Genomic DNA, 19,680 nt, shown 5'->3' on the forward strand with positions numbered 1-19,680 from the left:
GGCAGTTGCTTGCTCCTTCGTCGCCTACGCAACTGCCGCTGATCGGCGGGACGGCCGCGACCCGCCGCTGCGCGGCGGGACCCTCCTCGAGGTCGGGTCGTGCGGGGCTGGGAGTGGTTGCGGGTGTCGGATTGCTCCGGGGCACCTGGATTCAGGTTTCGCGCCGACTGCCGGGGCAAGGACAGCTGTGTGGGTGTCAGCCTGCTGCGCAGGCTTTTCGCCGAGTTCGGGTGGGTGTGGTGGTCAGCGGCGGATTGCGGGCCGGGTGTCAGCGCGCCTCGGTTGCCTTCGAGGTCGGGGCGGCTGAATTCAGGGTCGGGTCAGACAGCCGGGGGATGGCTAGTTGGGTTGGCTTCAATCTGCCGCGGAGGGTGACTGTCTCGCCGAGATCCCAGTGTGCGGACTCGGTGTGGGCTGCGGCGGCCAGTGTTGTCGCGGAGCTGAGCAGGCGCTCGTCGTAGTTCTTCGACAGCTCGCACAGGCGGGCCGCCTCGTTGACCGCGTCGCCGATGACGGTGAACTCGTAGCGGTTGTGGGTGCCGACATTGCCCGCGACGACTCGGCCGGCGGCGACGCCGATTCCGGCGTTCAGGTCGGAGGCTTCGCGGAGTCTGCGCTGGATGGCGCGGCCGCACGAGAGGGCCGAGCCTGCCAGGTCGTGCAGTGGGGCGGGGGTACCGAAGACGGCGAGGGCGGCGTCGCCTTCGAACTTGTTGAGCAGGCCGCCGTGGCGTTCCACCTCGTCGACGACGATGTCGAAGAACCGGTTGAGGATGCCGACGATCTCCGGGGCGGGCAGGGTAGCGGCCATCCTCGTCGAGCCGATGATGTCGATGAACAGGGCGGCGGCCTCGGTCTCGGTGCCGCCGAGGACCGGCTGGGAGGCGATCGCCGCCATCGCGACATCGTGGCCGACGTGCTTGCCGAACAAGTCCTCGATCATGGCGCGCTCGCGCAGGCCGTGCACCATCCGGTTGAAGCCGCTCTGCAGGTCACCGAGTTCGGTGCCGTCGTAGAGGGTGACCTCGGCGTCGAGATCGCCGTCCTCCACGCGGCGCAGCGCCTGGCGCACGCCCTTGATCGGGGCGACCGTCGCCGCGACCACCTGGGCCATCAACAGCATCCCGAACAGCAGTGCCGAACCGCCGAGGCTGAGCATGCACACGGCCAGCCTGGCCTTGCTCACCGCGGGATCGGCCAGCGCCCAGACCGCGACGGTCATCGACAGCGCCACCGGAACCCCGACCCCGACCAGCCACGACAGCATGGTCCGGCCGAAGACGCCGATGCCACGGCGCCGAGATGGATCGGCCTGGAGCACCCGCGCTGTCACCGGCCGAAGGGCGAACTCCACGATCAGATAGCTGTTCGCGCACACCACGATCGCCGCCGAGCCGATGGACAGCATGATCTTGGGGATCAGCGCTGGATCGGCCACCCCGTAGGCGATGGTCAGCGTGATCAGCGCCAGCGACCACAGCACCGCCTGCTGCAGCACCAGTCCGCGCGGCGCCGACACCGAGACACGCTGTTCGGCGGGGGTCGGCACATGGTCGGGGTCGGTGGCCCAGCGCAGGGAACGCAGACCGGACACCGTGCCCCAGACGACGCCGATCACCAACGCCACGAACGCGCACAGCGGCGTGAGGATGGCGTTGAGCGGCAGGAGTTCCCTGGTGAAGACGGCCGGGCCGGGTAGCACGAACCCGACCAGCACCACGATCATCGTGGCGCCGGTCAGGTTGGCGACGAGCAACGGCAGGGTGAGCAGCAGTTGCACGCGGACCCGCCGGATGGACGACTTCTCCTCGACCGGTCCGAGCAGCGGCGAACCCCATGGCGCGGAGCTCGCCGCGCCCTTCGGCCCGTCGCTGTGGATCACCCTCGCACTGTAAACCGAGTATCGCGTTGTGCCCCAATGTGTATCCCGGGTCACTATTTCGGCAGCAACGCTATATGACCAGTCAGTGATCTGTTTTCCGGCGATGGATGTCAGTGCGGCTGCGCGGGACGGCGGAATATGGGTTCGGAGTACACATGTCCACTGAAAATGTTGTGCTCAGCGCTCGAGCAGTCGGTCGACGACGGCGCGATAGCGCTCGGGCTCGATCTGTGGCAGGCCGAGTAGCGCGCGCAGGTATACCCCGTCGCCGACCAGGCGGATGGTGTCGGCGCGGACAGGGTCGTCCACCTCGGCGTCGAGGCCGTCCGACCAGGCGGTCATCACCCCGTCGAGGGCGAGCTGCACCTCGTCGGGTTCGCTGCCCGCCGAGGCGTCGATGGTGCGCATGGTCGCCAGCAGCGAGCGGTACAGCGCGAGTTCGACGGCGTCGGCCTGCGTGGTGGGGTCGGGCGTCTGCAGGTACCACTCGGCGACCGGGGTCCCGTTCGCCCGCGTCTCGTCGAGCTGGGCGCGGGCGCGTCCGCCGAGTCGTTCGACCAGCCCGACGAGCAGGGCGTCCTTGCTCTTGAAGTGGTAGAGCAGCCCGCCCTTGGACACGCCGGCGGCCGCGGCGACGTTGTCGAGGGTCATCTGGGCAGCGCCGCGTTCGAGCAGCAGGGTCTCCAGGGCGTCGAGGATGCGATCGCGGGTGCCGGGGCTCACGTCGATCACTGTACCGTCTGGACGGTTTTCCTGTTACTGTACCGGCTGGACGGTTTACCAAACCCCGAAAGTCGAGAGACCGATGAACACCCCCGTCACCACCCCGCCGCGCGCCACCCCGCGCGAATGGGCCGGTTTGGGCGTACTCGCCCTTGCCCTGCTGCTGCTCGCCGTCGACGCGACCGTGCTCGACCTGGCCGTGCCCGCCATCAGCGCCGATCTCGCCCCGAGCACACCCCAGCTGCTCTGGATCATCGACGTGTACTCGTTCGTGCTCGCCGGCCTGCTGGTCGTGATGGGCAACCTCGGCGACCGGATCGGCAGGCGCAGGCTGCTGCTGCTCGGCGCCGTCGGCTTCGGTATCGCCTCGGCGCTGGCCGCCTGGGCGGTCTCGCCCGAGATGCTGATCGCGGCGCGTGTGTTGCAGGGCGTCGCCGGTGCCACCCTCATGCCCGCCACGCTCGGCCTGATCCGCTCGATGTTCCAGGACGCGCGACAGCGCACCCTGGCGATCGGCGTGTGGAGCGCGATGGCCGGTGGTGGCGCCGCGGCCGGTCCGCTGGTCGGCGGCTGGCTGCTCGAGCACTTCTGGTGGGGCTCGGTGTTCCTGGTGAACCTGCCGGTCATGCTGGTGCTGCTGGCGCTCGCGCCGCTGCTCATCCCCGAATCGCGTGACCCGAACCCCGGCCGGTTCGACGCGCTCAGCGCGCTGCTGTCGATGCTCGCGCTGGTCCCGGTGGTCTACGCGGTGAAGGAGACCGCGGCACACGGCCCGACGGCAGGCGCGCTGCTGGTCGGCCTGGCCGGTGTGCTCGCCGCGGTGCTGTTCGTGCGCAGGCAGCGTCGGCTGACCGATCCGATGCTCGATCTGCGGCTGTTCGCGCTGCCGAGGTTCCGGGTGGCGGTGTTCACCAACCTGCTCGCGGTCTTCGCGCTGGCCGGCGTGCTGTTCTTCGGCTCGCAGTATCTGCAGCTCGTCCTCGGCCGCTCGCCCCTGCAGGCGGGTCTGCTGATGCTGCCCGGCCTCGCGGCCAGTGTGTTCGGCTCGCTCGCGGCGGCCTGGCTCGTCCGGCGCTGGCGCGCGGCGGTCGTGCTGGCCGGTGCGCTGGTCGTCACGGCGGTCGGTGCGGCGGCTTTCCTCGCGGTCGACGCGACCACCGGCGCACAGGCGTTCGTCCTCGGTTTCGTCGGCATCGGCCTCGGCGCCGGCGTGGCCATGACCGTGGCCGCCGACCTGGTCGTCGGCTCGGCGCCCGAGGAACGCGCCGGTGCGGCCGCCGCCATTTCGGAGACCGCCTACGAAACCGGTCTCGCCCTCGGTGTCGCCCTGCTCGGCAGCACCGTCATGGCGATCTTCCGGCGCGGCCTCGACCTGTCGCTGCTGCCGGACGACGCGGTGGCGACCGCATCGGGCTCGCTCAGCGGCGCGATAGAGGTCGCGAGCGAACTACCCACCGCGGTGGCACAGGAATTCCTGTCCTCGGCGAACCAGGCGTTCGTCAGCGGCATCCACCTGACGGTGCTCGGCATCGTCGCGGTACTCCTGTTCGCGGCCTACAGCGCGGTGCGCACCAAGACCACGCAAGCGTGACGACGATGCGGGGCCGGAGGGATCCGGCCCCGCATCGTCTGGTCAGTGGGTTGGGGAAATTCGCGGAGCCCGCGGTGGTCACGACGGCCGGTCAGCGGGTTCACGGCATACCGCGGGGCCGGAGGTAACCGTTTCGTCTGGTCAGCGGGCTAGCGGCAGCTGCGCGGCCCACGGTGGCCGGGCAGCTCGGTGACGTCGCCGTCGGCGAACTCGCCGTAGCCGACCGGCACAGGCAGGCTGTCGCCCAGGCCGTCGGGTGGATCAGCGGGCGGGTGGCAGTTCGCGCGGTCCGCGGTGGCCGGGCAGTTCGTTGACGTTGCCGCCGGAAATCTCGCCGTAGGCGCCCGCTTCAGGCAGGCCGTTGCCCTGGCCCGCGGGCAGCGCGGTGTACGTCGGCGCGGCCTGGTACTGGCGCGGGTCCGGGTGGTAGCGGGTCGAGGGTGCGTCGACGACGGTCGAGGCGATCTGCTGGGCGTAGGGGTACTGCGGCTGCGGGTACTGCGGCGCCTGCTGCTGGTAGCCGCCAGGGGGCAGGTAGCCCTGCGCCGGCTGGCCGCCCTGCAGCTGGTAGCCCGCGGGCGCCATCTGCTGGGCCTGCGAATCCTGGGTGTCGACGGTGACCTTGCGGGTGCGGCGCAGGGTGAAGGTGACCTCCTCGACCTCCTCGAAGGCCTGCCGCGCGGTGCGCAGCGGGTGGGTCGCCGAGTCGATCGCGTTGGCGACGAAGGAGGGCACCAGCGGGCGGATCCAGCGGGCGGCGGTGTCGGTGAACGGCACCGTGCCGATGATCGGCAGCTCGAGCCCGCCGCCACCGGTGGGGGCCTGCGCGGGCGCGGCGGGCGCGCTCACCGGCTGCTGCACGGGCACCAGGGCGCCCGCCTGCGGCGCGGCGGCGGGCAGCGCGTTGGGGAAATACCCGGCGGGCAGCTGCGGTGTCACGTTCGGCTCCAGAGCCACGGAGTCGTCCTTTCGATGCGGCTCGGTGAAACCGAGCTCGAAACCGCCGATCGCGGCGATGATCCTGGTGCGCTGACGTTCTCGGTCGATGACGGTATCGGCTTCGATCGCCAGCCGTGCTGCGGTGAGTTCGTGGTCGGCGCGCAGCGCGGCCGTCTCGGTGCGGACCTCGGCCCGCTTCACCGCGATGGCGGCGTCGGCCTCGCGCTGGGCCCGGTCGGCGATCTCCGCGGCGTCGACCCTGCGGTCGAGGGAGGTCTCGCCGCGCCACCAGCGCAGCAGCAGCGGCAGCAGGGCCAGCGCGACGCCGGCGAGCAGGATGAGCACCCGCAGCGCGGCGGCGCCCGCGTGCGCGGCGGTGTAGCCGTTCATGGCCAGCCAGCGGGCGCCGAGCCCACGGTCGGCCTCGGCGATCGCGGTCGCCCGCGCCGTGGCGAGTTCGGCGGTCTTGGTGCGAACCTGCTGGTCGAGCTGCTCGGTGCGGGCTTGCTCGGCGGCGAGCCGCTTGCGCGCGTCGTCGAGCATGTCGTTGGCGGTCTGGGTCTCCGGCCCGCGGCCCGGCACGCCGGTGATCCGCGTCTGCGGGCACTCGGACGTCGGGTTGTACTCACAGCGGGCGATGACCAGCGCGCGGTCGATATCGGCCTGCGCTTTGGCGATCGACACGTCGAGGGCGGCCCGGTCGGCGGCCGCCCGGTCGAATTCGGTGCGCGCGGCGACGACGCCCGGCGCGTTCTCGGCGCTCGCCTGCGCCCGCACGTCCAGTTCCCGGTCGACGGTGCCGCCGAGCAGCACGGTCGAGGCCAGCTCGGCGACGATGACGCCCGCCAGCACGCCGACGCCGATCCTGGCCGCGAGACCGACCCGATCGGCACCAGCGCCGGGCCGGGTGGTGGCCAGCGCGCGGCCGAGCGCACCGGCGGCTACCCCGGCGACGAGCGCGAGCGCGACGACGGCGAAGACACCGATGCCATCGGCGGCGGCGAGGGCGGCGGCGGTGACGATCCCGGCGATCGCGGCGAACAGCGCGACGGCGGCACCGGTGACGACATAGCCGCCCTGTTCATGGTTGAAGGCCAGGTCGGCGCCGGTTTCGGGATCCTTGTGCCTGGGCGAGGCGAGGCCTCCGCCGAGCCAGGTGAGTGTGCGGGTCATCTGTTCTCCCCGGTTCTTGCGCTCCACTGGGCATGGCGAAACTGTCATGGATTCGTTGTGCCAGCGTGACAGGCGTCGAGCCGACACACCGAGTGGCGCGGCCCCTCGTGTGGTCAGCCTCACAGTCGAGCGAACCCGGCATCGGCGCGACGCGGCCGCGTGGGCGGGCACCGCCACCCACCTCGGCGTGTCGTCCCCGGCGATCCGTACCTACCGGTCGGTGGAGGCCATTTTGTGGCGAATGACACTGTTCCACAATTTGCCGGGAGTGTGCTGTCACGCACAATCGGCGGACAGACCGTACGGTCGGATCACTACCAAGGCACGTCGGAGCCGCTGTCGGGAATATCTCACCGTTTCCACCCCGGTTAGCGGAGCAGGCAGGTTTGACCTGCGCATTGTCTGGGAATTCTGCTGCGGTGCAGGTGAGTTCAGCTTTCGGCGCTGTGCCGACGGCTGATTCCAGCTCGCTCGTTCACAGTGTTCGCGCAGGTCGGCGCGGGTTGTTCGGGATCGATCCCGTGCCAGCTCTGCTTTACACTGGACGACGCGCGCGACGAAGCATGCCGCCGTTACAAACCCCAGCTAGACAGGTTTCTTAGCCCGACCTTAGTTGGTTGGGTCTGCGGTCTGACTTATCGTTTGCTCTTACGCCGAACGCACCCAGTTCGGCACAACCACCTGTTTCGAGGGCCGGTGAAACCGGACCAAGACTAGCGGGTGAACCCCCGCGCGGAGGTATGGGATGCGTAAGCGTTCCGTTACCTCTGAGCACCCACTACGTCAACGAAGCGGGTGGACAACTGGAGACGTGACTGCACGCCGCAAACCATCACCGCCGCTGGTTTCGGATCGTACGGACGCAGTCTTGACGGAGGCGAAACGACGAAGGGCCCAACTCAGCATCGCTGAGCGGCCGATCTCATCGACAGCCGACTTTCTTGAAGGCAGAGGCATGACGCAACTTCCTGGCCACAGGTCACCCGGTGCCACCGGGCTCTACGATCCGGCATTCGAGCACGACGCCTGCGGCGTCGCGTTCGTCGCAGACATGCACGGACGACGCAGTCGAGACATCGTCGACAAGGCCATCACGGCCCTTCTGAACCTGGAGCACCGCGGTGCCGCGGGTGCCGAGCCGAACTCCGGCGACGGTGCTGGCATCCTGATCCAGCTTCCGGACAAGTTCTTCCGCGCTGTGGTCGACTTCGAGCTGCCCCCGGTCGGCTCCTACGCCTCCGGTATCGCCTTCCTGCCGCAGTCCCGCCGCGAGGCCTCGCGTGCCGCCTACGGTGTCGAGAAGATCGTCGTCGAAGAGGGCCTCGCCGTGCTCGGCTGGCGCGAGGTGCCGATCGAGGAGTCCTCGCTCGGCGCGCTGGCTCGCGACGCGATGCCGACCTTCCGCCAGCTGTTCATCGGCTCGCCCAAGAACTCCGCGGAGCAGCTCTCCGGCCTGGATCTGGAGCGCCGTGCCTACGTGATCCGCAAGCGGATCGAGCACGAGCTTGGCAAGTCCGGCCCGGGCGAGGGCTCTGTCGGCAAGGAGTCGGTGTACTTCCCGAGCCTGTCCGGCGAGACCTTCATCTACAAGGGCATGTTCACCACGCCGCAGCTGCGCGCGTTCTACCTGGACCTGCAGGACGAGCGCGTCGAGTCGGCCATCGGCATCGTGCACTCGCGCTTCTCCACCAACACCTTCCCCTCGTGGCCGCTGGCGCACCCGTTCCGCCGGGTCGCCCACAACGGTGAGATCAACACCGTCACCGGTAACGAGAACTGGATGCGCGCGCGTGAGGCGCTGCTGCGTTCGGACGTGTTCGGCAAGGACGAGGCGGGCAAGAACCGCCTGCAGAAGATCTTCCCCGTCTGTACGCCGGGTGCGAGTGACACCGCGCGCTTCGACGAGGTGCTGGAACTGCTGCACCTCGGTGGCCGCGACTTGCACCACGCCATCATGATGATGATTCCCGAGGCCTGGGAACGTAACGAGAACATGGACCCGCAGCTGCGGGCGTTCTACGAGTACCACTCGATGCTGATGGAGCCGTGGGACGGCCCCGCCGCCGTCTGCTTCTCCGACGGCAAGAAGATCGGCGCCGTGCTCGACCGCAACGGCCTGCGCCCCGGTCGCATCTGGGTGACCGAGGACGGCCTCGTCGTGCTCGCCTCCGAGGTCGGCGTCCTCGACATCGACCCGTCCACCGTCGTCCAGAAGATCCGCCTGCAGCCGGGCAAGATGTTCCTGGTCGACACCGAGGCCGGTCGCATCGTCACCGACGCCGAGATCAAGTCCGAGCTGGCCGCGGCGCAGCCGTACCAGGAGTGGCTCGACGCCGGCGTCAGCCGCCTCGCCGACCTGCCCGACCGCCCGCACGTGCACATGTCGCACGACCGCGTGCTGATCCGTCAGCAGATCTTCGGATACACCACCGAGGACCTGAACCTGCTGATCACGCCGATGGCCAAGACCGGCGGCGAGGCACTGGGCTCGATGGGTACCGACACCCCGATCGCGGTGCTGTCGAACCGGTCGCGCCTGCTGTTCGACTACTTCTCCCAGCTGTTCGCGCAGGTCACCAACCCGCCGCTGGACGCCATCCGGGAGAAGGTCGTCACCAGCCTCAAGCGCAACATCGGCCCCGAGGCCGACCTGCTGCACCCCGGCCCCGAGTCGTGCAAGCAGATCGCGCTCGAGCAGCCGATCCTCGACAACGACGAGCTGGCCAAGCTCGTGCACATCAACGACGACGGCAGCCACCCCGAGCTGCGCTCGGTGGTCGTGCGCGGTCTGTACCCGGTCGCCGAGGGCGGCGAGGGCATCCGCAAGGCGCTCGCGGCCATCAACACCCAGGTGTCGGCGGCCATCGACGGCGGCGCGCGCATCATCGTGCTGTCCGACCGCGAGTCCAACGAGAAGCTGGCGCCGATCCCGTCGCTGCTGCTCACCTCCTCGGTGCACCACCACCTGGTGCGCGAGCGCACCCGCACCATGGTCGGCCTTGTCGTCGAGGCCGGTGACGCCCGCGAGGTGCACCACATGGCGATGCTGGTCGGCTTCGGCGCGGCCGCGATCAACCCGTACATGGCCTTCGAGTCGATCGAGGACATGCTCGAGCGCGGTTCGCTGCAGATCCCCGGTTCCACCGGTGACCTGGCCGCCGACTTCCGCAAGGCCGTCGCGAACTACTGCACCGCGGCCAGCAACGGCGTGCTCAAGGTGATGTCGAAGATGGGCATCTCCACCCTCGCCTCCTACAACGGCGCCCAGCTGTTCCAGGTCATCGGCCTGGCGCAGGACCTGGTCGACGAGTACTTCACCGGTCTGCGTTCGCACCTGGACGGCATCGGTCTCGACGAGATCGCCGCCGAGGTCGCCACCCGCCACCGCGTCGCGTTCCTGGAGAACCGCAACGAGCGCGCGCACCGCGAGCTCGAGGTCGGCGGCGAGTACCAGTGGCGTCGCGAGGGCGAGTACCACCTGTTCAACCCGGACACGGTGTTCAAGCTGCAGCACGCGACCCGCTCGGGTCAGTACTCGATCTTCAAGGAGTACACCAAGCTGGTCGACGACCAGTCCGAGCGGCTTGCCGCGCTGCGTGGCCTTTTCAAGTTCAAGACCGGTCAGCGCGCGCCGATCTCCATCGACGAGGTCGAGTCCGCGAGCGAGATCGTCAAGCGCTTCTCCACCGGCGCGATGAGCTACGGCTCCATCTCGGCCGAGGCGCACGAGACCCTCGCGATCGCGATGAACCGCCTCGGCGCCCGCTCGAACTCGGGTGAGGGCGGCGAGAGCCCGGCCCGCTTCGAGGTCGAGGAGAACGGCGACTGGCGCCGATCGGCGATCAAGCAGGTCGCCTCGGGTCGCTTCGGTGTCACCGCGCACTACCTGACCAACGCCACCGACATCCAGATCAAGATGGCCCAGGGCGCCAAGCCGGGCGAGGGCGGCCAGCTGCCCGCGCACAAGGTGTACCCGTGGGTCGCCGAGGTGCGGCACTCCACGCCGGGCGTCGGTCTGATCTCGCCGCCGCCGCACCACGACATCTACTCGATCGAGGACCTGGCGCAGCTGATCCACGATCTGAAGAACGCGAACCCGCAGGCGCGGATTCACGTGAAACTTGTCGCGGAGCCGGGTGTCGGCACCGTCGCCACCGGTGTGTCCAAGGCGCACGCCGACGTCGTGCTCATCTCGGGCCACGACGGCGGCACCGGCGCCTCGCCGCTGACCTCGCTCAAGCACGCGGGTGGTCCCTGGGAGCTCGGCCTGGCCGAGACCCAGCAGACCCTGCTGCTCAACGGCCTGCGCGACCGCATCGTCGTCCAGGTCGACGGCCAGATGAAGACCGGCCGCGACGTCATGATCGCCGCCCTGCTCGGCGCCGAGGAGTTCGGTTTCGCGACCGCTCCGCTGGTTGTCTCGGGCTGCATCATGATGCGCGTGTGCCACCTCGACACCTGCCCGGTGGGTATCGCCACCCAGAACCCGGTGCTGCGTGAGCGTTTCACCGGCAAGCCGGAGTTCGTCGAGAACTTCATGCTGTTCGTCGCCGAGGAGGTGCGCGAGCTGCTCGCCGAGCTGGGCTTCCGCTCGCTCGACGAGGCCGTCGGCCGGGTCGACCTGCTCGACACCGCCGCGGCCAAGGCGCACTTCAAGGCCGCCAAGCTGGACCTGTCGCCGATTCTGGACATGCCGGAGACGGCGTTCATGAACCAGGACACCCGCTGCACCGGCACCCAGGACCACGGCCTGGACAAGGCGCTGGACAACGAGCTGATCGCGCAGAGCGCCGACGCGCTCGAGCGTGGCCAGGCGGTCAAGATCGAAACCAAGATCACCAACGTGAACCGCACGGTCGGCACCATGCTCGGCCACGAGGTGACCAAGCTCTACGGTGGCGCGGGCCTGCCCGACAACACCATCGACATCACCTTCAACGGTTCGGCGGGCAACAGCTTCGGCGCGTTCGTCCCGGCCGGTATCACGCTGCGCGTGCAGGGTGACGCCAACGACTATGTCGGCAAGGGTCTCTCGGGTGGCCACATCGTGGTCCGCCCCGCGCTCAACGCGCCGGAGAGCTTCGTCGCCGAGGACAACATCATCGCGGGCAACGTGATCATGTTCGGCGCCACCAGCGGCCGGATCCTGATCAACGGTGTCGCCGGCGAGCGGTTCGCCGTGCGTAACTCCGGCGCCACCGCGGTCGTCGAGGGTGTGGGCGACCACGCGCTCGAGTACATGACCGGTGGCCGGGTGGTCATCCTCGGTGGCACCGGCCGCAACCTCGGCGCCGGTATGTCCGGTGGTGTCGCGTTCGTCTACGACCCGGAGGGCACGCTCGGAGCGCGCGTCAGCCCGGATCAGGCCGAGGCGATCGAGCAGCTCTCCGGTGACGACTTCACCTGGCTGCGCGACATCATCACCGTGCACCGCGACGAAACGGGTTCGGCTGTCGCCGAACGCATCCTGAGCGATTGGTCCCAGCAGGTGAACCACTTCGTGAAGGTCATGCCCCGCGAATACAAGAAGGTTTTGCTCGCCATCTCCGAAGCTGAGAAGAGCGGCAAGGACGTGGACGAAGCGATCATGGAGGCGGCTCGTGGCTGACCCACAGGGATTTTTGAAGCACACCTCACGGGAACTGCCCACCCGCCGACCGGTCGAGCTGCGACTGCTCGACTGGAAAGAGGTCTACGAGGACAAGTTCTCGCACGACACCCTGCAGAAGCAGGCCAGCCGCTGCATGGACTGCGGTATCCCCTTCTGTCACAACGGCTGTCCGCTGGGGAACCTGATTCCCGAGTGGAACGACCTGGTGTACAAGGGCGCGTGGCGCGAGGGCATCGATCGCCTGCACGCCACCAACAACTTCCCGGAGTTCACCGGCCGCCTGTGCCCGGCTCCGTGTGAGGCGTCGTGCGTGCTCGGCATCAACCAGCAGCCGGTCACCATCAAGCAGGTCGAGGTCGAGCTCATCGAGAACGCCTTCGACGAGGGCTGGGTCACCCCGGTCTACCCGACCCGCCTGACCGGCAAGAAGATCGCCGTCGTCGGCTCGGGCCCGGCCGGTCTGGCCGCCGCCCAGCAGCTCACTCGCGCCGGTCACACCGTGACCGTGTTCGAGCGTGACGACCGCATCGGCGGCCTGATGCGCTACGGCATCCCGGAATTCAAGATGGAGAAGTCCATCATCGACCGCCGCCTGGCACAGATGGAGGCCGAAGGCACCATCTTCAAGGCGGGCGTGAACGTCGGTGTCGACATCACCGCCGAGCAGCTGCGTGAGCGTTTCGACGCGATCGTGCTGGCCGGTGGCGCCACCATCGCCCGCGACCTGCCGATCCCCGGCCGCGAGCTCGACGGCATCCACCAGGCGATGGAGTTCCTGCCGCTGGCCAACCGCGTCCAGCTCGGCGACGACATCACCGACGAGAACGGCCTGCCGCCCATCCACGCGAAGGGCAAGAAGGTCGTCATCATCGGTGGTGGCGACACCGGCGCCGACTGCCTCGGCACCTCGCACCGCCACGGCGCCGAGAGCGTCCACCAGTTCGAGATCATGCCGCGTCCGCCGGAGGAGCGCGCCGGCTCCACCCCGTGGCCGACCTACCCCCTCATGTACCGGGTCTCCTCGGCGCACGAGGAGGGCGGCGAGCGCGTGTTCTCCGTGAACACCGAGCGTTTCGTCGGCAAGGACGGCAAGGTCACCGGTCTCGATGCCCACGAGGTCAAGATGTCCAACGGCCGTTTCGAGAAGGTCGAGGGCACCGACTTCACCCTCGAAGCCGACCTGGTGCTGCTGGCCATGGGCTTCGTCGGCCCGCAGAAGCCGGGCCTGCTGACCGACCTCGGCGTCGGCTACGACGGCCGCGGCAACGTCCAGCGCGACAAGAACTGGGCCACCAACATCCCCGGCGTCTTCGTCGCGGGCGACATGGGCCGTGGCCAGTCGCTGATCGTGTGGGCCATCGCCGAAGGCCGTGCCGCGGCCTCGGCGGTCGACAAGTTCCTGGAAGGCGAGACCGCGCTGCCCGCGCCGATCCCGCCGACCGCTGTCGCCCAGCGCTGACACGCGAATACCCAAGGCGCCCGTGGACTTCGGTCCACGGGCGCTTTTTTGTTCCCAGGGGGTTGCCGAGTAGGGGGCTGAACGTGCTACACGCCAAAGATTTTCGGTGTGGAAGCAAACGACGTGGCTGATCTACGGTGCAGCACATAGACTTTCCGTTATCGATGTGTAACCGGTGATGATCCGAGGGGGAGCTGTGCCGTTACCGCCGGGAACGATGGCGAGCCTGCATCGCGCCGCGGAGCGCGGTGACGGTACCGCCATGCACAATCTCGCCAACATCTACTACGACCACAGCGATTTCGACGCCGCCGAGCATTGGTTCCGCCGGGCGGCCGCCGCCGGGCACACCCGCGCGATGAACAACCTCGCGGTCCTGCTCGACAAGCTCGGCGAGGTCGACGAGGCCGAATCCTGGTACCGCCGTGCGGCTGCCGGTGGCAACGCCAACGCCATGTACAACCTGGCGACCCTGCTCTACCAGTGCGGCGAGCGCCGCGACGCCGAAGCCTGGTACCACCACGCGGCTTTCGCGGGCAACGTCGACGCGATGTACAACCTCGCGCGCCTCTTCGAGGACCAGCACCGCCTCGACGACGCCGAAGCCTGGTACCGCGACGCCGCCGACAACGGCGATATCGACGCCATCAACAACCTGGGCATGCTCCTGCGCCGCCGCGGCGCCCTCACCGAAGCCCGCCGCTGCTTCCGCCGCGCCGCCGACCTCGGCCACCCCCGAGCCATGTCCAACCTCGCCGCCCTCCTCGATTCCCAAGGCGCCCACCGCGAAGCCGAATCCTGGTACCGCCGCGCGGCGGGCTGAGCGACACGCCGGGCGGGTGTTCGGGCGGACCGAGTTCAGGTTCGCGGCTCGTTCACGTCCCGTTCGTTATGTTCGCGAGATGGTCGCCGGGTGATAAAAGGCGGTTGAGCACGGGGTTTCTCGAGTCGACAGCGAATCCGGCTCAAGTTACCCAAAAGTATTGATACCGAGCGGTTTTCCAGCAACCCTCAGCAAACATGGTGGGGCACAGCAATTTTCCGGCGTTCGAGATGCGGGGATTTGCGGGTGGGTATAACGTCTCGTTTCGATAACCCTCTCGATGACAGGCCGGGGCGTGTGAATTCTCTCGACGGCTGCCTGAAACGCATCATGGATATTCCCGGTGCGTGCAGCGTGACACTGGTGGATGGGGCCAGCGGGTTGGCGATTGCCGCCGCTGGAGTGCACGACATCGTCGACGAACACGAGGATGCCGCTGGCACGACGGATGTCGTGCGCGCGGCGCTGAGCTGTTCGGCGCTGGCTACCGGGCGCGAAGACGACGACATCACCGAGATCGTCATCTGCCGCAACGGCGGATTCCACCTGTTGCGCCTGGTCGACGGTGATTTCGAAGGCAGGCTGTTCGTGCACGTCGTCTTCGACGGTGACACCGGCAATCTCGGGATGGCGCGGTATCAGCTGCGGGCCGCGCTCGAGGAACTGACGGGCGGGCAGCGATGAGCGTGGCACTCGCCGAGGAACTGCACAGGCTCGAGGAACAGGGCTCGACCGGGGTGCTGCGGGCCGGGGACGGGGAATTCCATCTGGCGCGCGGCGCGATCGCCTCGGCGGGCTGCCGTCGCACCATCGGTCTGGACCGGCTCGTCGTCGAGGCGGGCGTGGCGACGGCCGAGGACTGGCGCAGGGCCGGCGCCGGCGATCCCGGCCGGTTGCTGCGGAAGCCTCGACTGGAAACCCTTGCGCTGCTGTCGGTTTTCGACGCCGCGTACTTCCTGCTCGCGTCGTCGGCCGAGCCGGAATTCCGGCCGGCGCCCGAACACTGGCTCGCCCCGGTCTGCCGCATCGCACCTCGCGCACTGGTCCACGAATGCGCCCGCCGCAACGGCCAGGGACCGTGGCCCGCCGACCTGGTCGCCGCGGTACCGGTGGTGCCCGCACGCCGGGTGCGCCGCAATCGCGTGGTCCTCACCGGCGGCCAGGCCGAGGTCCTCGCCGCCGCCGACGAACGCCGCAGCATCGCCGAGATCGCCCGCGACCTTGGCCGCACCACGTACGGCTGCCTGGTCGCGGTCCGCGATCTCACCAAGGCGGGCCTGATCCAGGAACCCGACCGCACCGCAGCGGATCTGCCCCAGGAACCCGACCTCGCCACAGCCGATCTGCTCCGGACCCCCGACCTCGCGGTCGAAGCGCCGCAGACCCGGCAGGCAGGCCGTCACCTCGCCCTGGCGCCGCACCCGGCCGACGACACCGCGCGACACCGGCGCCCGGCACCGGCGGCGCAGACAACAGGCGTGCCCGCGTTACCGAGGCGGATCCCGTCCGCCCTCGCCGCGGGGACCGTTCGTTCCCCGCACTTGGCGCAGGGCGCGAACGAAAGATCCGGTCGGCACGCGGTCGACGAGGAAGCGACCGCGTCCGCCCGGCGCCGCGGAAACCACCCCGGCACAGCACCCTACGAGCCCGAGCGCTGGCAGCAGGTGGACCGCGAACTACTCATCCGGCTCAGGGCGGCGTTGGAGGAGCTTGCGTGACCGTGCGGAAGAAGCTGCTCGGTGAATGGAGGGGAAAGTTGACGAAGGTGGCGATGCCCGTGCCCGAACGCAACACGGTCGTGCTGGCCGAACTGAAGTCGTTGCGGGAGCGGGTGCCCCGCCTCACCGGCTCGGTGGTGGCGTCCAGCGACGGGCTGCTCATCGAACACGACCTACCCCCGCATATCGAACCCGCGAGCATGGCCGCGATGGCGGCCGCGCAGCTGTCGCTGTCGTATCGGCTGGCGACCACCGCCCACGGCGGCGGGTTCAACGAGGTCGTCGTGCTCGGCACCGAGGGGCAGGTGGTGATCTACGCCGCCGGCTACACCTCGCTGACCGTGCTCGCCGGCCCGGAAGTGAACGTCGGCCGGCTCCATCTGGAGTCGCGGCCGGTGGCTCGCGCCATCGCCGAACATCTGGCGGCGGCGCACACCCAACAAGAATCCGAATGAAAGGCACGAGATGTCGAATATGGATCTGGCTCTGAAAGACATGATGGTGATAGACGGCGCGATCGGCGCCGCGGTCGTCGACTACAGCAGCGGCATGGCGCTCGGCATGCTGAGCAGCAGCAAGGCATTGGACCTGCAGGTCGCCGCGGCGGGCAACACCGAGGTGGTGCGCGCGAAGATGCGCACCATCGAGCAGCTCGGCATCAACGAGGACATCGAGGACGTCCTCATCACCCTGGGCAGCCAGTATCACGTCATCCGGCCGATGACCGGGCGCAAGTCCAAGGGCCTGTTCCTCTACCTGGCCCTCGACCGGGGCAGGTCCAATCTGGCCCTGGCCCGCCACCGGCTCAAGGGCATCGAAGAAGACCTGGAGGTGTGAGATCACACTGCCGTGGATATGTCGGCGACTCGTGTGGCCGCCGACATCCCACCGCGCCCGTCACGCCAGTTCGTTGGCGGTGACGGTGAGGACGTTGAGCTGCACACCGTTGTCGAGCGTCGCCGAGCTGGTCAGTTCGAGCGTCGCCTTGGTGTCGACATCGTTGAACAGGCGCAGCCCCTTGCCGAGGTGCACGGGGTAGACGACGAGGCGGTACTCGTCGACGAGGTTGTTGGCGCGCAGGAAGTCGACCAGGGTGCCGCTGCCGAAGACCACCAGATCCTGCTCGGCGCGCAGCTTTCCGATCGCCTCCGCGAGGTCGCCCTCGATGCGGGTAGCGTTCCATTCCAGCTCGGTCGCCGTCGTGGTGGCCACGTACTTGGGCATGGCGTTGATCCGGTCCTTGTACTCGCCGACCTCGGGGTGCTCGGGCCAGGCCGCCGCGAAGCCCTCGTAGGTGGTGCGGCCGAGCAGCAGCGCGTCGGCGTCGAAGATCTCGGGATTCTTGAAATCGCCGATCCGATCGTTCCAGTACGGCGCGGTCCAGGCCGGGTTCTCGATGATGCCGTCGGCCGAAATAAACTCTGCCACAACGATCTTGCCCATGATTCTCTCTTTTCTCTCGTTCTCGGTTGTCTGTGTAGACGAGACTGCCACGCGGGATTAATCGGTGCCGCGTCATGAGATCGTCGGCGGACTGTCGGAAAACAGACACGCTCGCCAAGTTGTGTGGCATCAGCGCGCGTGTGCCTCTATTGTGATTCGCGGCGAGGTCTGGGTGAGGAGCGTCAGGTCGTTGCACGCGACGGCCCATCTGCCGAGTTCACCCATCTTGACAGCAACTTGACGGGGTTTGCTCTGCATCGAGCAACGTGGACTGGAGCGGTATGCAGTTGAAGAAAGTTGTCGCGGCGCTGGGTGCTGCCGCGGCGATGACCACCGGCATCATGGCAGGCAGCACGAGCGCCGCGGCGGCGCCGGGCTGCCCGAGTTTGTACGTCGTGGCGATCCCGGGTACCTGGGAAACCGGCCACGACAAGGCCCCTGGCCCCGGCATGCTCGCCGGTGTCACCAAGGGCCTACCTCGCAACACCGACGTCGACTACGTCACCTACGCCGCCACCGCGTTCCCGTGGGAAGGCGATGTCTACGGCCAGTCCAAGAAGCAGGCCGTCGACACGGCCCGCGGACTGATCACCGCCAAGCTCGCCGCGTGCGGCGACACCGATATCGCGCTGGTCGGCTACAGCCAGGGCGCCGACGCGGCGGGCGACCTCGCCGCCGAGATCGGAACCGGCGTCAGCAAGATCGCGCCGGGCAAGGTCAAGGCCGTCGGCCTGATCTCCGATCCGCGGCGCTCGCCCACCGACGTGCAGGTCGGCCCGATCGCCCAGGGCGCGGGTGCGGGCGGTGCCCGTCCCGGTGGTTTCGGCTGGATCAGTGACCGGGTGCGGACCATCTGCGCGGTCGACGACCTGTACTGCGCCACCGCCACCGACGACTTCGTCACCCGTTTCGCCGGCTTCCTTGCGCAGAGCTCGGACGCCAACCCGGCGAACCTGTGGCGCTACCAGATCGAGGCGGGCGCCATCATGAACGACCTGATGGCGCACGGTGGCGTCCCGACACTGCAGGCGCAGCTCTCGGACACGGCGAACCAGCAGCGGGCCAAGGACCTGGAGCGGTTCTACCGTTCGCAGGCGCACACGCTGTACGGCAGCTACTCCGTCGGCGGCGGCCAGACCGCCATCACCTGGATGCACAACTGGATCGCTCAGCAGGCCTGAGTCAGCGCGTAGCGGGGCCCGGTGTCGTCGACCGACACCGGGCCCTGTCGCGTCACGGGGTGGTGCGGGCGAGGTTGCGTGGGAGGAGATCCCAGATGTGGCCGTTCTCGTTGATCGTGGCCGCGGTGCGGGTGCCGGTGCGGGAGTAGAGGATCCGCGTGACCGAGCAGTAGTCGATCGGGAAGGTGAGCGGCCGGGACAGGCCGAGGATGTCGGCCAGTAGCACATTCACGACGCCGCCGTGGGCGAAGGCGACGACGGTGTCCGTCGGTGCCGCCGCGGCGACCAGGGCGTCGATCGCGGTGAGGACGCGGGCGGTGAAGGCGGGGCCGTCGATCTGCTCGGGGAGATACCCGGCCTTGATCCGGTTGTAGGCGTCGGCGAAGTCGGTCTTGGCGTCTTCGATGGGGATGTAGGCGGGCAGGTCGCGGTCGTACTCGGCCAGATCGTCGATCACCTCGACGGGGAGTTCGCGCGCCGCCGCGGTGGGGGCCGCGGTGTCGCGGGCCCGCCGCTGCGGGCTGCTGACGATCCGGGCGATCTCGTGGGCGGCCAGGGCCGCGGGAACACGCTCGGCCTGCTGGAGGCCGATGCCGGTGAGACCGGGGTCGGCCGCGGTGGTGGCCCCGACGACGCGTTCCGGCTGGGCATGACGCACGAGAATGAGCTGCACGCTCACACACTCTGCCGTATCGGCCCCGAGGACTCGCGGGATACCTCGTCATCGAGGCGAGGGCACCGCCGCGAGTCCCTCAGCTCAGATCAGGGCTGGCCGTAGGGCGGCTGACCGTACGGCGGCTGACCACCCTGCGGACCGCCGTACGGCGGCTGGGCAGGCGGCTGACCGCCGTCCTTCTTCTTGTTCTTGAGCAGGAAGATGCCACCGACGATGAGTACCACGATGATCAGGCAGCAGATGCCGCCGATGATCAGGCCGGTGTTGCTCTTCTTCTTTTTCTTCGCCAAGAGGTCCGCGGCGGTGTTGACAGCGTCCGAGCTCGCCAAGGTGTCGAAGCTGCTCGTGAGCATGTGCGGATCGACTAGAGCGGCCGTGGTCAGCAGGTCCAGATACATGTAATCCCATCCCGATGTGTTGTTGGCCCGACATCCTCCCGGTGCCGGAACTCCGAGACTAGC

General features: G+C 68.6%; 15 protein-coding genes. 9 read left to right on the forward strand and 6 right to left on the reverse strand.

Annotation, left to right across the window (positions count from 1 at the left end; genetic code table 11):
* Positions 1-268: 268 nt before the first annotated feature.
* The gene (locus ACFWF2_RS21400) at positions 269-1,882 is read right to left on the reverse strand and encodes an adenylate/guanylate cyclase domain-containing protein (RefSeq protein WP_379309195.1); all 1,614 of its coding nucleotides are present in this window, start codon (positions 1,880-1,882) and stop codon (positions 269-271) included.
* A gap of 177 nt (positions 1,883-2,059) precedes the next feature.
* Positions 2,060-2,605, reverse strand: coding sequence for a TetR/AcrR family transcriptional regulator (locus ACFWF2_RS21405; RefSeq protein WP_379309196.1), 546 nt, complete (start codon positions 2,603-2,605; stop codon positions 2,060-2,062).
* Between the two features lie 82 nt (positions 2,606-2,687).
* Between ACFWF2_RS21405 and ACFWF2_RS21410 the strand changes: the two genes are divergently transcribed.
* Positions 2,688-4,196, forward strand: a complete 1,509-nt coding sequence (locus ACFWF2_RS21410; RefSeq protein ID WP_379309197.1) for an MFS transporter — start codon at positions 2,688-2,690, stop codon at positions 4,194-4,196.
* A gap of 261 nt (positions 4,197-4,457) precedes the next feature.
* Here ACFWF2_RS21410 and ACFWF2_RS21415 read toward each other — a convergent pair whose 3' ends face one another.
* Entirely contained in the window at positions 4,458-6,308 is a 1,851-nt protein-coding gene (locus ACFWF2_RS21415) for a DUF4407 domain-containing protein (RefSeq protein WP_379309198.1), read from the reverse strand.
* 955 nt (positions 6,309-7,263) lie between these two features.
* Between ACFWF2_RS21415 and gltB the strand changes: the two genes are divergently transcribed.
* The 7 genes from gltB to ACFWF2_RS21450 all read left to right on the forward strand — a co-directional run bounded on the left by gltB (position 7,264) and on the right by ACFWF2_RS21450 (position 16,756).
* A complete protein-coding gene (gene gltB / locus ACFWF2_RS21420; protein WP_379309199.1) occupies positions 7,264-11,916 on the forward strand; it encodes a glutamate synthase large subunit in 4,653 nt (1,550 codons plus the stop codon).
* A complete protein-coding gene (locus ACFWF2_RS21425; RefSeq protein WP_379309200.1) occupies positions 11,909-13,378 on the forward strand; it encodes a glutamate synthase subunit beta in 1,470 nt (489 codons plus the stop codon). Before gltB ends, ACFWF2_RS21425 begins: the two co-directional genes overlap by 8 nt.
* Before the next feature lie 217 nt (positions 13,379-13,595).
* Positions 13,596-14,201, forward strand: a complete 606-nt coding sequence (locus ACFWF2_RS21430) for a tetratricopeptide repeat protein (RefSeq protein ID WP_379309201.1) — start codon at positions 13,596-13,598, stop codon at positions 14,199-14,201.
* A gap of 363 nt (positions 14,202-14,564) precedes the next feature.
* A complete protein-coding gene (locus ACFWF2_RS21435) occupies positions 14,565-14,885 on the forward strand; it encodes a hypothetical protein (RefSeq protein WP_379309202.1) in 321 nt (106 codons plus the stop codon).
* Complete coding sequence (locus ACFWF2_RS21440) at positions 14,882-15,919, forward strand: hypothetical protein (protein ID WP_379309203.1); 1,038 nt, start codon at positions 14,882-14,884, stop codon at positions 15,917-15,919. Before ACFWF2_RS21435 ends, ACFWF2_RS21440 begins: the two co-directional genes overlap by 4 nt.
* Positions 15,916-16,374: a roadblock/LC7 domain-containing protein gene (locus ACFWF2_RS21445; RefSeq protein ID WP_379309204.1), complete on the forward strand. Its 459-nt coding sequence runs from the start codon at positions 15,916-15,918 to the stop codon at positions 16,372-16,374. The genes ACFWF2_RS21440 and ACFWF2_RS21445 overlap by 4 nt, the downstream gene beginning before the upstream one ends.
* Positions 16,375-16,384: 10 nt before the next feature.
* The gene (locus ACFWF2_RS21450; protein ID WP_355283797.1) at positions 16,385-16,756 is read left to right on the forward strand and encodes a hypothetical protein; all 372 of its coding nucleotides are present in this window, start codon (positions 16,385-16,387) and stop codon (positions 16,754-16,756) included.
* A 60-nt stretch (positions 16,757-16,816) separates the two neighbouring features.
* Here ACFWF2_RS21450 and ACFWF2_RS21455 read toward each other — a convergent pair whose 3' ends face one another.
* Entirely contained in the window at positions 16,817-17,362 is a 546-nt protein-coding gene (locus tag ACFWF2_RS21455; RefSeq protein WP_379309205.1) for a dihydrofolate reductase family protein, read from the reverse strand.
* A 281-nt stretch (positions 17,363-17,643) separates the two neighbouring features.
* Between ACFWF2_RS21455 and ACFWF2_RS21460 the strand changes: the two genes are divergently transcribed.
* On the forward strand, positions 17,644-18,543 hold the full coding sequence (locus ACFWF2_RS21460; protein WP_379309206.1) for a cutinase family protein: 900 nt from the start codon (positions 17,644-17,646) through the stop codon (positions 18,541-18,543).
* Between the two features lie 52 nt (positions 18,544-18,595).
* On the opposite strand, the gene ACFWF2_RS21465 is transcribed toward ACFWF2_RS21460, so the two are convergent.
* Together ACFWF2_RS21465 and ACFWF2_RS21470 are read right to left on the reverse strand one after the other, a co-directional pair.
* Positions 18,596-19,216 carry a histidine phosphatase family protein gene (locus tag ACFWF2_RS21465; RefSeq protein ID WP_379309207.1) on the reverse strand — a complete coding sequence of 207 codons (621 nt, stop codon included), beginning with the start codon at positions 19,214-19,216 and terminating at the stop codon, positions 18,596-18,598.
* An 89-nt stretch (positions 19,217-19,305) separates the two neighbouring features.
* Positions 19,306-19,617, reverse strand: a complete 312-nt coding sequence (locus ACFWF2_RS21470; RefSeq protein WP_378849053.1) for a hypothetical protein — start codon at positions 19,615-19,617, stop codon at positions 19,306-19,308.
* Positions 19,618-19,680 lie beyond the last annotated feature (63 nt).

The organism is Nocardia sp. NPDC060259, assembly GCF_042728775.1.
GTDB lineage: Bacteria > Actinomycetota > Actinomycetes > Mycobacteriales > Mycobacteriaceae > Nocardia.